Genomic DNA, 13,481 nt, shown 5'->3' on the forward strand with positions numbered 1-13,481 from the left:
TGTCGCACCCTGACTTTATAACTTTCTCAAAACCATGATCGCTTAGGTTTGAATTAGGCCCGTTGAAACAAAACTTTATTACATTTGGTTAATAGGTCTAGAAACTTAATTTGTGGCAAGAAATTTAACCAGTTTACAGAAGGCGAACAAAAAGACGGATCTTAAAACCTCCTTCAAGGCCCTTAAATACATTCCACGTTTTTTTAAGGAGATATGGTTAATCAATCCTGGAATGTTTTTGGCCAATGGCAGCTTGAGGCTCATCAATGCCTTTGCTCCTGTAATCATTTTATGGGTCGGTAAGATCATCATTGACCTTATCATAGACCAAACCAAACTTACTGCAGCAGAACAGGATTATAGTCAGATATGGAAGTTTGTAGCGATCGAATTGGGTATTTTCATTGTTTCTGACGTCATCAACAGGCTCATCACTTTAACTGATGGTCTTATGGGAGACCTGTATTCAAACAGCTCTTCTGTCACCATCATTAACAAGACGAAAGAATTAGGCATTGCTCAGTTAGAAGACCCTGACTTCTATGATAAACTTGAACGAGCCAGAACACAGACCAACAGTCGTGTAAATCTCCTTTCCAATTCACTCAGTCAAGTTCAAAGTGTCATCTCTATCATCACACTAATGGCCGGACTTATTTTCTTTGAACCTCTACTTATTATATTGTTGGTGCTAAGCATCATACCCTCATTTATAAACGAAGTCAAATTTAGCAATAAGAGTTACTCTCTGGCCAGGTCATGGACTGCAGAAAGACGTGAATTGGATTATTTAAGATATATAGGTGCTAATTCTAATACAGCTAAGGAAATCAAGCTCTTCGGACTTACCGGCTTTGTAGCTGACCGTTTTAAAACCTTGTCTGATAAGTACTATGAGCTGAATAAAAACATTGTCATTAAGAAAACAGGCTATGGTATCATATTCAACATCCTCGGTGTGCTTTCGTATTATGGTGCCTATGTATATATTATACTTAGGGTGCTGACAGGAGTGCTGACCATAGGTGAATTGACCTTTCTTTCCGGTTCCTTTAATCGCTTGAGAAATAATCTGCAACAGTTCTTCTCTAGATTTACCAGAATTGCAGAAAGCGCGTTGTATCTGAAGGATTACTTTGACTTTATTGACTTAAAAGTACCTGAACATGAGGGGGAATATTTACCCTTACCCAAAGAAATCCAAGAAGGATTCTTTATAAAAGACCTCTATTTCAGATATCCGGGTGGTGAAGATGACGTTTTAAAGGGCGTAAACTTCCGAATCAATGCAGGAGAAAAAATGGCCTTCGTGGGTCAAAACGGTGCTGGCAAAACGACATTGATAAAATTAATCTTACGCTTTTATGAGCCCACCTCGGGCGAAATTCTGCTTGACGGTGTCAATATCAATCAGTATGATCCTCTGGAATATCAGGCGATGTTCGGCGTTATTTTCCAGGACTTCTTTAAGTATGAATTCACTTTAAAAGAAAATATAGCAGTCGGAAATATCGATGAATTAGAAAATCAGGAAAGGATAGAAACGGCCGCAAGTCTCAGTCTGGCTGATGAGGTTGTATCAGCCATGCCGGAAGGATATGAACAGCAGTTAGGCCGAAGGTTCGTACGTGGCCAGGAACTCTCCGGTGGTCAATGGCAGAAAGTTGCCCTTGCCAGAGCATATATGAAAGACGCCAATGTCTTGATTCTGGATGAACCCACGAGCGCGCTGGATGCTAAAGCAGAATTTGATGTTTTTGAGCGATTTATCAATCTGACCACGGGTAAAACAAGCATCATCATTTCGCACAGATTCTCTACCGTCAGAATGGCGGATCGTATCATAGTCATTGAAGATGGTAAAATTTCCAGCATTGGCACCCACGAAGAATTGATGCAAGATGAAGGTTTGTATGCTGAATTATTTGAACTACAGGCAGCTGGTTATCAATAGTCTAACCTTCTGATAGCAAGACATCGATATCGACATCTTTAATAGAAAATATTTTATAGGGTAAATAGTTTGAATTCTTGTCAAAGTACAAGTAACAAGGTACCGGTGGTAGCTGAAAATATTCATAAATTTCAGAACTAAGCTTTTTATCGAGGTAAACATGTTCTCCCTGCGCATAGGTATCTATTAAACTCTTCTTCCATAGTTGCTGAGAGCTTTTATAGTCCAGGGCCAAAGTAACCAGACCCAAAGGTTGTTTCGCCAGTTTATCATATGTTCTTCCTGACATGGTTAGTTCATCAACACACTCTTCGCATCTGGTATGCCATATATATATATCATGATATCTTTTTCAGCATAAAATGATTTGATTTGACCCAATAACTCAGGTACTGATTGGGCAGTGCTGATCCAGACTCTGGCACCCGTATTCATATGTTCCAGGAATTTTCCTAACTCAGGTTCAGTAGTTGATGCAACGGCATTCCTAACATCTTCGCTGATATCATCAACTCTGGCTTTAAAAATTTCTAACTCGTTCATTGCCAATTTCTTCTGCCAATCACTTGCTAATACGGGAACAATGTTCGTCAGATACTTAGTCCTGTCTGGCAGATCTAATGGTTGACCTTTAATGGCTACCAAACCTTTTTTATTTTCAGGTAAATTATTCAGCTTGCTGATGAAAAGATCAAGTTTCGCTTTCTCTACTAATTCATCATATTTCCTGATATAGATTTCTAAGCCTTCTGCGTAGACTTCCGTGTCGTAAGCCAAGCCTGCCTTTTTCTTATCCTGTTCCGCCAGGAAGCGATCTACATTCTTTTTATCTTCCGGGTCACTGCTATCGCCATTATAAATGATTCTCGATAGAGACCGAATCTCTTTTTCTTCGTGACTCAAAAGTTTCAATGCCAGCATACTATAATATCTGATGCTATTTTCACTGATGACAGCTGGAATATGACCAGTAATTTCTGCCCATAAATCATCTTTCATGGTTTTGCCGACATATACGTAGGCAAAATCAGCATACATCTCTGTGGATCTTTCATTTTCTAAAATCCAGGCATAAGATCTATCATGCTTCTTCAAGAACTGTTTTTCGATCTTAATCAAATCGTCATAAAGTGATCTGATCTGTTTGACTTTGTATTCTTTCTGTGAAGTCCTGTTCATGATGGTGCTGTATTTCAGTCCCTTAAACTCGTTCTTCTTATCTACTTTGAAATCTAAATAAGCATTATAAAACGAGTTCAATTCAGCATCGCTACCCTCAAATTGAATCGCTTTGTTTTCAAACTGATCGTATTTCCCTTCCAGTGCCTTTAGGTCAATGATAATTTTCAAATCATGGTTAGAAATGATCGCACCAGCGTAAATGTCACTGATTTTAAATAAAACTTTTTGATAGGGGTACTTATGATCCAAAGTAAGTTTAAAACTACCATCTTCATGGATTGCTGCAGTCTTTTGTACAAAACCTCTAAAATCAGGAGATAAGATCGTATACTGAATAAACACATCCTGGTGATTATGTGCTGAATAGCCTGTTAATTTACCTTCGATATTGGGAAGGCTATCTAAAAATTGGCCATTTTCTATGTTGAAATCAGCTTGTGCATTGGTAAAGGCGGACCAACCAAGGAAAAGGATGAGGAGGGTAATCTTATTCATTTTTCGCATTAATTACCCAATATGGTACCAATTCTATGCCAATAAGCCCCTTCTAAATGCCAGCTTGTTCACGCACTTCTTTTCTCATGTCTTCCAGGTTAAAATCATCTAAATTTTGGATTACATAAGGGTCAAAGTAACCGGTTGAATCAATAAACAAGTAGGAAGGAAAAGTTCGCAGATCTAATAATTCCATAATGTCAGCGGAAAGTTTTTCAGAAAGAAAAATATGCTCACCTTCCCATGGAAAATCGAGGATAGACTCCATCCAATATTCTCTCTGCACATCGATCCCACTGCATAAGTAGACCATTTTGACCGACATGGTATCTATTGCTAATTGTAATGACTTACTATTGATAAGGTCGCTTTTACATCGATCCATCCAGGGTACCCAGAGATCTATGATGATCGGTTGATTTTCATATCGCTTCCTAATACCAGATATCAACGCATAAATATCTTCTGTTGCGGATAGGAAAGCATTTTCTAAATCTGGCAGAGGAGCTAACACTGTAGCACTAGCCTTCCTTTCTGTAATTTCAGAATTGATTTGGTCCATCCACTCAAGATCCCTCGTCATGTCTTCATCTCCTATATGTTTTGCCCAATTGCTGAATTTGGCAGCATTTACTTCCGACAAGTAGACACTCCTTTCTTGTAAAGACTGAGGCTGGCTTACCAACATGACATAATCAGATTTATTTTTTGGAAGTTGGGCCATTTTCTTGATATGAAAGGCTGTTTTCGCTCGAAAAAGTTCTTTTTTATAAGGGTCAAGGAAATACTCCTTTCCTACTGTATAGATGTCCTCATCGTATCGTCTGAAGTCTGTCTTTTTATTAAATTCTCTTAGAAAAATGTCTAGGTCTGCCGAACTGTAAGCTTCATTTAAATGATTGTGGAGCGTTTTCTCAGTAATCATTTTTGTTTCTAATCTGTTAGGCACCCCAAGGAAAAATCCCAGAAAGTCATAATACTGAACGGTTGCATTGGACGTTAGGATAGGATTAAAACTGGTGCATTCCGCAAACAAATCCTGGTTCATTCCCTTTCCCCAATGTACCGTCAGAATATCTGCATACATCGATGCCATTCTATCATTGCTCAAGACCCATTCCAGAGCTTTACCGTTTTTTTTCACATACTTTTTCTCCAGAGAGGCGAGTTTCTTATTGATCTTTCGAATTTCTTCGACTTTGTCATTCTTATCCAGGTCCTGACTCAGAATAAGTGCCAATTTCTCCTCTTGTAATTCCTTCTTACTTTCTACTTTAAAATCTTCATAGCCATTTACAAACAGCGAAATTTCCGCGTCTTTACCTTGCATTGCTACACCGGGGCCCAGGTGATAAACCGGCTGATTTTTCAAAACCTCCAGGTCGAATTGAAGATGTATTCCATCATTGACCATCAACTTACCATAATACAAGTCTCCGAGAGCTATCCAAATCTCCGTGTATGGAAAACACTGCAATCCCATTTCAAATGAACCATCATTCTCAATTTCGAATGCACCTGCAATTTGCCTTCTGAAAGTCGGAGTAGAAATGGTATATCTTAAAATAAGTCCGCTGTCCTTGAGAGGATCAAAGTTGACCAGTTGTCCTGTAATTTTAACTTCTGATGTTTTATCGCAAAGTTGATTTATCTTATTGTGGGATTCAAGTTGCTTTGTGTTTTGGCCGTACAAACACAGCATATAAAGGAGCAGAATGCCGGTGAGTGTTGATTTTCGCAAGATGGATTAGTTTTAGTTTAGAGTTAAAATTAATAATCTTGTTTCCAAAGGTACAATTTAGCCATCCGCTAATATGTAAAATCGTCTTGATCAACATAATAAGCCCCACTTTTTAGTAGTTTTGCGACTATGCAAGACACAAGTTTTGAAGATTTGAACCTTAACAATAGCCTTCGGAAGGCTATAAATGAGCTTGGACTGATCCATCCTACTACCATACAAAAGGAAGCTTTTGCGCCGATTATGTCTGGAAGAGATGTCATAGGCCTTGCGCAGACTGGGACGGGCAAAACCTTTGCTTACCTGTTACCGGCTTTGCGTCAGTGGAAGTATTCTAAAGATAGATTTCCACAGATCCTAATTGTTGTCCCTACCAGGGAGTTAGTAGTTCAGGTATTTGAGGAAGTTGAAAAATTAGCTGCCTATATGTCCCTGGAGGCAGTTGCAGTATATGGAGGTGCCAATATTAAACCACAGATCGTAGCGGTGGAAAGTGGTTGTGATCTGGTGGTTGCAACGCCAGGCAGATTATTAGATTTATGTCTTAAGGGTGCTCTTAAACTCAGAGCTGTCAAGAAATTCATTATTGATGAAGTAGATGAAATGCTTAACCTGGGCTTTCTACATCAACTGAAGAGGGTTATCGAATTTCTTCCTAAAAAGCGTCAAAATCTTCTTTTTAGTGCTACCATGACCGAAGATGTGGAGGAAATCATCAAAGCGTATTTCAATAGTCCTATAAAGATTGAGGCCGCACCGATGGGGACACCCTTGGAAAATATAGAACAAACCGTTTATTATGCTAGAAATTACAATACCAAGTTCAACCTTTTAGTCCACTTACTCAAGGCCAATGATGAGTATGAAAAGGTTTTGATCTTCATGAGTACCAAGCGTATGGCGGATCGTCTGTATGAATCACTGGATGGTATATTTCCGGAACAGGTAAGTGTTATTCATTCTAACAAATCGCAGAATTTCCGCTTTAATGCAGTAGATCAATTTACCAACGGAACGATACGCATACTGATCGCTACTGATATTGTTGCCAGGGGAATAGATGTTTCCGAAGTATCACACGTCATCAACTTTGATGTACCAGAACAGCCGGAAAACTATGTCCATCGAATAGGAAGAACAGGTAGGGCAGATAAGAAGGGTGTATCCATAACGCTTTCTTCAGAAAGTGAATCAGAAGCACTCGCAGCAGTCGAAAAGCTAATGAATTATAATATTCCGCTACAGTCCGTTCCAGAAGAAGTTGAAATCAGCGATGAACTGATCCCCGAGGAATTACCTGAGATTAAAATCAAGAATGTCGTTATACCTAGAGCTAACAAAGGTAGACCCAAAGGCGCTTTCCATGAAAAAAAGCTGAAGAATCAAAAAGTGAATCAGAAGAGGACACGGAAAAAGAAAACGAAAAATAAAAAACGAAGGTGACTTGAGCAGTTACTGAATAGGGTCACTAAACTGCCATTGGCATGAAGCCTTACCAGATAAAATAGAGGAAAACGAGTAGAATGAAACCAAAAAGATAGGCTCCTAGTCTAAATGGTGTACTAGCCAGTCGCAATGCCTTTTTAATTAAGGTCGAAGATCCAGTTTTTGTTTTATCTATGGCTGTGACATAACGAGTGATAAACTTAGATTTCCCATCTACTTTTACCATATTTTCATCCACTTTGTCAGGATTAAATGAAATTCTCTTGGCCATAATCGCAAGCGATCCACCTAAAATAAGCTTTAGCAATCCTTTGCCTACAGGGACTTTTTTGTCAATGGCCTTTTTTAACATCGGAATGGTTACCACGAAAACGATGCCTTTGAATAGCATCCCCAGTACATCTTTAATATTCGATTTATTGACTCTACTGCCCATATCATCAATGTCTAAAACACTATTCTTCATTAATCCCAAAGAGTACTCAGAAATACTGGACAGGTCCTGCCCCAATTTTCTAGTCAAAAAAATGACACCCGTCAAGAAACCTAAAATCAAAAAAAGAATGCATCCAGCGATCGCATATATGATGTATTCCACATGCACTAAATCAATGACAAAAAAACCAACGAAATACAATAGCAAACAGATAAGGATTGGTCTGCCTATCCACTTTAGAATATATTTAGGAAAGAGTAGTAAATCCATTAGATTCTCTGCTACCTCCTCATTCTGATATTTTAGGATATCAATGCCCAGTTCCGATTGAATGGTACTCTTCAGTTGTTCTGTGTCTTTCTTTTTCATAATTATTAGTCCAATGGAACATTTTCTACGATTTCAAGTCCGTAGCCTATTAAACCGATACGTTTTTTAGGATGGTTACTTATCAGCTTTATTTTTTCAACACCTAAGTCTCTCAATATTTGTGCTCCAACGCCGAAGTCTCGTTGTTCCTCTTTCTTCAGTGGATCATTAGTCGGATTATTGTCTAGCTCTTTAAGCTTGGAAATGATAGAATCTCCTTTTTCGCCATGCCGCATGTAAAGGAGCACACCTACTCCCGCATCTTCTATTAATTTTAGTGATGATTGAAGCTGGGTTCCATACTCTCCGAATAAGGTACCCAAAATATCTCCTGTTTCAGTTTGAGAATGCACCCGGACTAAAACTGAATCCTCAGCCTGGATATTTCCTTTGTAAATAGCCAAATGGCGATCACCAGTTGTCAGTTGTGAATAGACGGCCACTTTAAAGGTTCCAAGTTTTGATGGAACATCCAATTCAATTTCTTTTTTTATGATCCTTTCTGTTCTCATTCGGTATTCGACGAGATCTTTAATGGAAATGATCTTAAGGCCATGCCGTTCAGCTATTTTGAGCAATTGGGGAAGCCTTGCCATGGTTCCATCTTCATTTAAAATTTCCACCAGTACTCCGGCAGGGGCAAATCCTGCCATTCTGGCCAGATCGATGGCCGCTTCAGTATGTCCGGTTCTTCTCAGCACTCCACCTTTCTTGGCTCTTAAGGGAAATATATGTCCCGGTCTGGCAAAATCTGAAGCTTTGGTATCCGGGTGGATCAAGGCTTTAATACCGGTCGCCCTATCGTAAGAAGAAATTCCGGTAGTACAACCTTGCCCTATCAGGTCTATCGATACAGTAAAAGCCGTTTCATGCAATGCCGTATTGGTCCCCACCATCATATTCAGCTCCAGCTCCTCAGCCCTATCTTCATCTATCGGCGTACAAATCAAACCTCTACCGTGAGTGGCCATAAAAGTAATGATCTCGGGGGTTACTGTTTCTGCTGCACATATAAAATCACCTTCATTTTCCCTATCTTCATCATCGACGACAATCACCACTTTACCAGCTTTAATATCTTGTACTGCTTCCTCGATGGTGTTCAATTTATCCTTCATTTCATTTCTCTTTTCCTGCTTTAATAATAAGTTCATTCAGTTTATTGTTTTCTTTCTTCCACGAAAAATGCTGCAAAACAAATTGCCTGGCGTTTTCTTTAATCTCTTTATACTTTTTCTTGTTCTGCAATACTTCAGTGATTCTAAGCGCAAATTCTGCAGCTGAGTCTGCGATGAACAAATGCTGACCATGATTTGCTCCTATAGCATCATTGACGTTGCTAGTAGTGATACAGATCTTCTCCATAGCCATGGCTTCGAGTATTTTATTCTGTTGACCTGCGCCACTAAAGATGGGAGCAACGAAAATTTCAGCGCCCGCATAAGCCTCCCTAATGTCTTCGATCCAGCCTGTGACCTCTATACCTTTACGATTCAGTTTTTTCACTCTGTTGGTTGGCCTCGCACCTGCAATTCGTATTCGATAATTTGTTCGAAGCGCCGGCTTAATTTCCCTGGCAATAAATTCCGCTGCGAGTACATTGGGATGATATCCCATATTCCCAACAAATAAAATATCGCAATTCATCTCTTTGTTGATGGGATGAAAATAATCAATGTCGATTCCATTTGAAATCACGATAATTTCTGAGCTAGCATCTATTTCATTTTTATCTCTTTCCGAAATGATGGTCAACCTATCGAAGTTGGCCGCCACCTCTCGCTCATATGATCGAAGTCTTTTCGCCTCTTGACTGGAAATCAATCTGGCTGGAAAGGATTCGAAGTTTTGTCTTTTGAGATAATTCATGGAAAAGCAATCCATGTAATCTAATACTTTAGGCTCTTTCCGATATCTTACGTATTCAGACATACGTATTAATTGACAATAAATAACATCAGGTTGAATTTGATCAATCGTTTGATTGACTTCAAAATTCACTTTCCTGGAAAAAAAATAATGGACCTGGAAAGGCTTTTTGCTGATCAAAGCTTTCGCAGTTCTGGACAGGGCCGACTTACGAGAAATTTTTATAATCTTAATGGACTCCGTAATGGCTTTAATCGTCTCAATCGACTGATCAGATACTTCTTCGTCAGACAGTGAAATAAGGTGTAATTCGTGATGGTTTGCCAAATCCTTCATCTGATGGTACAACCTTAACTTGTCCCCTTTTTCCAGGGGATACGGAAATCTTGATGAAAGAATTACTAATTTCAAGCCTGCCTTTTCTGAATTTTGGGCGCTAAAATAAGCTTTAATTTTTGTTATGTTTACTCGTATGAAAGTTTACCCTTTTCTTTTACTCATAGTTTTACTCATTTCTTGTAAAAAAGAGACGTCTGAACAACCCAACATTGTCATCATTCTTGCAGACGATCTGGGATTTGGGGATCTGGCATGTTATGGTTCAGAGAAAAATAGCACACCGCATTTAGATCAAATGGCCGCGGAAGGTGTAAAGTTTACCAGTTATTATGCTGCACAAGCCGTATGTTCAGCTTCCAGAGCAGCACTTCTCACCGGATGTTATCCAAATCGGATCGGAATTCATAATGCATTGATGCCCAATTCCACCATTGGCTTAAGCACCTCAGAAACCACCATTGCAGAAATGTTGAAAGGGCTAGGGTATCAAACAGCAATCTACGGAAAGTGGCATTTGGGCGATCACCCGAATTTCTTACCTACTAACCACGGCTTTGATGAATATGTGGGCATTCCGTACTCTAACGACATGTGGCCACTCCATCCTCAACAAGGACCTGTTTTCAATTTCGGACCACTACCCTTAATCAAGAATGAAACCATCATTGATACAATTACAGATCAAACTAATCTCACAGTAGACCTTACGCATTACGCTACTGATTTTATCAAACAAAATAATGATCGACCCTTTTTTCTTTATCTGGCGCACCCCCAACCTCACGTACCACTCTATGTTTCGGACCAATTTAAAGGTAAATCTGACAATGGGTTATACGGTGACGTCATCATGGAAATCGACTGGAGTGTCGGTGAAATTTTAAAAACACTCAGGGAGGAAAACTTAGACCAAAACACCCTGGTCATATTTACCTCTGATAATGGCCCCTGGTTAGCCTATGGCAACCATGCAGGTAGTGCCGGCTATTTCCGTGAGGGCAAAGGGACAGCATGGGAAGGAGGTCAGCGAGAACCATTTATAGCCTGGTATCCTGGTACACTTCCAGCAAAAAGCAGCATTTCAACACCTCTGTATGCCATTGATATCATGCCGACCATCGCTGAAATCACGGGCGGTCAATTGCCTTATAATAAAATAGATGGTAAGAATACCTGGGAGATATGGAAAGGTGAAAAAAATGAAAGTCCACATGAGGCATTCTATTATTACTATAAAACCAATGAATTACACGCCATCCGATATGGAGACTGGAAGATGGTGTTTCCTCATCGTTACCGAACCATGTTTGGCCAAAAGCCAGGCCGCGATGGACTTCCTGGAAACTACGCTCAGGTAGACCTTGAAAAACCAGAATTGTACCATTTAAAAAGAGATCCTGAAGAGAAAGAAAACGTATATCGAGATCATCTCAATATTGTTGCAGAGATGGAAAAGCTGGCTGAACAAGCTCGTTTAGAATTAGGTGATCAGCTAACGGGCAGAGAAGGGAAAAATGTAAGAGAACCGGGGCGGGTTTCAGATTAGGCGTACTTAATCATCAATTCCTTATAGGTATCGAGTAATTCCTTGGCATTATCTATGTTGTCGTAGGTGTCGGCAACAAAGTCCTTGGCATTTTCAGAAATCTGCTTGACAAATTCCGGGCTTTCGGCACACTTTTCTACGCATTCAATAAACTGTTCGGGAGTATCTGCGATTAAAACTTCTTTTTCGTGCTTGGCATCGATTCCCTCTAGTCCCAGTCTCGTGGTGATGACTACATTCCCAAGTGCCATTCCCTCAAGAATCTTAACCCTCATACCAGAACCACTAAAAAGAGGTACCACTAAAGCTGAATGTTGACCTAAAAATTCAATAGCACTGTCGACTTCTCCATGAACGATGACGTTGGGCATGCGAAGTGACATGATATTATAAGGTGTGTTTCGACCTGCTATATGTAACTTAAGATGAGGGAACTTGATGTGCATGCTTGGCCAAACTTCCTGCAAGAACCAATCCAGTCCTTCCGTATTGGGACGCCAATCTAAAGAGCCTATAAAACAAAGCGAAAATGATTCATTCTTGTGTACTTTAGGTTGCAACTTGTATGACTTGGTTTCTATTCCAATGGGTGATGCGATCGCACCATTTTTATAACCAAGATCTTTAAATGTCTTTAGATCTTTTTTAGTGACAGCTATCAAATAGTCATACGCATTGAGGTTCTCAAGTTCGAACTTCTTCAATTTCTTGGTAAGATAATTCAGATATAATTTTTTAGGAAAGAAGGTGGTATTCTTCGTAATTCTCTCCCAAATTTCATGCTCTACATTGTGTGCCCTCATGGTTATGATAGCATCCGAATGTTCTCTGATTAACTCTACATAAGGCGCCAGATATAAGGTTTCTAGTTGAATCACATCGAAGTGTTCTTTCTTTAACAACTCCACGATGGCCTCCTTAAACTCACTGCTGATAAATCTACTGACATGGTAAGATTCCTTCCTGAATAGATTAGAGAATGCACCCATGGGGGTAATGGCATTATCGATATCCACGAAATGAATATCCTTATAATGGTCATAATCATCAGGAATATTGGCTACATCTGTATGATGCTTGCTAGTGTTCATACAGAGCAAAGTTATCTCACATCCAAGTTCAGCTAACGCTCTGCTTAAGTAAGTAACAGCAATTGTTTCTCCATCCTTTAGTGGATAAGGAAATTTCTTACAGAGTTGAAGTATCTTCATATAGGTCGATAAAAACTAAAAGTTTTCTCTAATTAGATGCTCAAAAATAAGAGAATAATTGTTAATTCCGAATTCTGATCATTTAATTAGTGGGTAATATTACTCGTTTCAGGCTGTTACAATAACGTGTATAAATTAATTTATATTCAAAAAAACTTCATTCTTTACGCAATTAGGACGAAGCTGCCTATATTTCGCATTTTATAATCTAACTGTTTTTTGTTATCGGAACTCCTGCCATGCTTACTGCGAAGAATATCCACAAATCTTTTGGAGATCTAGATGTATTAAAAGGCATTGATTTAGAAATTAAAAAAGGTGAAGTCGTTAGTATAGTAGGGAAGTCAGGAACCGGTAAAAGCACTTTACTTCATATTTTAGGGACTTTAGATCACGCTGATAAAGGTGAGCTTCACATTGCTGATCAATTGATAAGAAAACTCAATCCCAAGCAACTTTCTAAGTTTAGAAATGAAAAATTGGGCTTCATTTTTCAATTTCACCATCTACTCAATGAATTTACGGCATTAGAAAATGTCATGATTCCTGGAATGATTGCAAAAAGAAACAAGAAAGCACTAAAATCTAAAGCACAGGATCTATTGGATTATTTTGGATTGTCAGATCGACTTCAGCACAAGCCCAATCAAATGTCTGGTGGAGAACAGCAAAGAGTAGCTGTTGCCAGAGCATTGATTAATGATCCCGAGATCATCTTTGCCGATGAACCTTCCGGTAATCTTGACAATGTGACATCAGAGGAGCTACATCATTTGATTTTCAAGCTGCGAACAGACTTTAATCAAAGCTTCGTCATCGTCACTCACAATAACGAACTGGCGGCAATGAGTGATAGAAGCTTGACCATGGAAGACGGCCTTATTAAATAATAT

11 protein-coding genes are annotated in these 13,481 nt (G+C 39.2%); 4 read left to right on the forward strand and 7 right to left on the reverse strand.

What is annotated here, in order from left to right; translation table 11 throughout:
* The first annotated feature begins 112 nt into the window (after positions 1–112).
* Entirely contained in the window at positions 113–1,954 is a 1,842-nt protein-coding gene (locus L2567_RS02925; protein ID WP_235296196.1) for an ABC transporter ATP-binding protein, read from the forward strand.
* A gap of 1 nt (position 1,955) precedes the next feature.
* Here the strand turns inward: L2567_RS02925 and L2567_RS02930 are convergent, their stop codons facing one another.
* The 3 genes from L2567_RS02930 to L2567_RS02940 are packed head-to-tail and all read right to left on the reverse strand — an operon-like array spanning position 1,956 to position 5,372.
* A complete protein-coding gene (locus L2567_RS02930; protein ID WP_235296197.1) occupies positions 1,956–2,243 on the reverse strand; it encodes a hypothetical protein in 288 nt (95 codons plus the stop codon).
* 2 nt (positions 2,244–2,245) lie between these two features.
* Entirely contained in the window at positions 2,246–3,631 is a 1,386-nt protein-coding gene (locus tag L2567_RS02935) for a hypothetical protein (protein ID WP_235296198.1), read from the reverse strand.
* A 52-nt stretch (positions 3,632–3,683) separates the two neighbouring features.
* Complete coding sequence (locus L2567_RS02940; RefSeq protein ID WP_235296199.1) at positions 3,684–5,372, reverse strand: hypothetical protein; 1,689 nt, start codon at positions 5,370–5,372, stop codon at positions 3,684–3,686.
* Positions 5,373–5,501: 129 nt separating this feature from the next.
* Between L2567_RS02940 and L2567_RS02945 the strand changes: the two genes are divergently transcribed.
* Positions 5,502–6,815, forward strand: a complete 1,314-nt coding sequence (locus L2567_RS02945) for a DEAD/DEAH box helicase (RefSeq protein ID WP_235296200.1) — start codon at positions 5,502–5,504, stop codon at positions 6,813–6,815.
* A 49-nt stretch (positions 6,816–6,864) separates the two neighbouring features.
* On the opposite strand, the gene L2567_RS02950 is transcribed toward L2567_RS02945, so the two are convergent.
* Genes L2567_RS02950 through L2567_RS02960 form a run of 3 tightly spaced genes read right to left on the reverse strand, consistent with a single transcriptional unit; the run spans position 6,865 to position 9,903 of the window.
* Entirely contained in the window at positions 6,865–7,623 is a 759-nt protein-coding gene (locus L2567_RS02950; RefSeq protein ID WP_235296201.1) for a hypothetical protein, read from the reverse strand.
* A gap of 5 nt (positions 7,624–7,628) precedes the next feature.
* Entirely contained in the window at positions 7,629–8,777 is a 1,149-nt protein-coding gene (ribB, locus tag L2567_RS02955) for a 3,4-dihydroxy-2-butanone-4-phosphate synthase (RefSeq protein WP_235296202.1), read from the reverse strand.
* Positions 8,743–9,903, reverse strand: a complete 1,161-nt coding sequence (locus tag L2567_RS02960; RefSeq protein ID WP_235296203.1) for a glycosyltransferase — start codon at positions 9,901–9,903, stop codon at positions 8,743–8,745. Before L2567_RS02960 ends, ribB begins: the two co-directional genes overlap by 35 nt.
* Positions 9,904–9,964: 61 nt before the next feature.
* Between L2567_RS02960 and L2567_RS02965 the strand changes: the two genes are divergently transcribed.
* Positions 9,965–11,377 carry a sulfatase family protein gene (locus tag L2567_RS02965; protein WP_235296204.1) on the forward strand — a complete coding sequence of 471 codons (1,413 nt, stop codon included), beginning with the start codon at positions 9,965–9,967 and terminating at the stop codon, positions 11,375–11,377.
* Here L2567_RS02965 and L2567_RS02970 read toward each other — a convergent pair.
* Positions 11,374–12,588: a glycosyltransferase family 4 protein gene (locus L2567_RS02970; protein WP_235296205.1), complete on the reverse strand. Its 1,215-nt coding sequence runs from the start codon at positions 12,586–12,588 to the stop codon at positions 11,374–11,376. The two genes, L2567_RS02965 and L2567_RS02970, sit on opposite strands and share 4 nt — an antisense overlap.
* Before the next feature lie 239 nt (positions 12,589–12,827).
* Between L2567_RS02970 and L2567_RS02975 the strand changes: the two genes are divergently transcribed.
* Positions 12,828–13,478, forward strand: a complete 651-nt coding sequence (locus tag L2567_RS02975) for an ABC transporter ATP-binding protein (RefSeq protein ID WP_235296206.1) — start codon at positions 12,828–12,830, stop codon at positions 13,476–13,478.
* Positions 13,479–13,481 lie beyond the last annotated feature (3 nt).

This window comes from Portibacter marinus, from assembly GCF_021533195.1.
In the GTDB taxonomy this organism is placed as follows: Bacteria; Bacteroidota; Bacteroidia; order Chitinophagales; family Saprospiraceae; genus Portibacter; species Portibacter marinus.

Coding starts and splice junctions, on each gene's coding strand:
- L2567_RS02935 (WP_235296198.1), bottom strand. CDS start 3,631: ATGAATAAGATTACCCTCCTCATCCTTTTCCTTGGTTGGTCCGCCTTT.
- L2567_RS02965 (WP_235296204.1), top strand. CDS start 9,965: ATGAAAGTTTACCCTTTTCTTTTACTCATAGTTTTACTCATTTCTTGT.
- L2567_RS02970 (WP_235296205.1), bottom strand. CDS start 12,588: ATGAAGATACTTCAACTCTGTAAGAAATTTCCTTATCCACTAAAGGAT.
- L2567_RS02975 (WP_235296206.1), top strand. CDS start 12,828: ATGCTTACTGCGAAGAATATCCACAAATCTTTTGGAGATCTAGATGTA.
- L2567_RS02930 (WP_235296197.1), bottom strand. CDS start 2,243: ATGTCAGGAAGAACATATGATAAACTGGCGAAACAACCTTTGGGTCTG.
- ribB (WP_235296202.1), bottom strand. CDS start 8,777: ATGAACTTATTATTAAAGCAGGAAAAGAGAAATGAAATGAAGGATAAA.
- L2567_RS02950 (WP_235296201.1), bottom strand. CDS start 7,623: ATGAAAAAGAAAGACACAGAACAACTGAAGAGTACCATTCAATCGGAA.
- L2567_RS02945 (WP_235296200.1), top strand. CDS start 5,502: ATGCAAGACACAAGTTTTGAAGATTTGAACCTTAACAATAGCCTTCGG.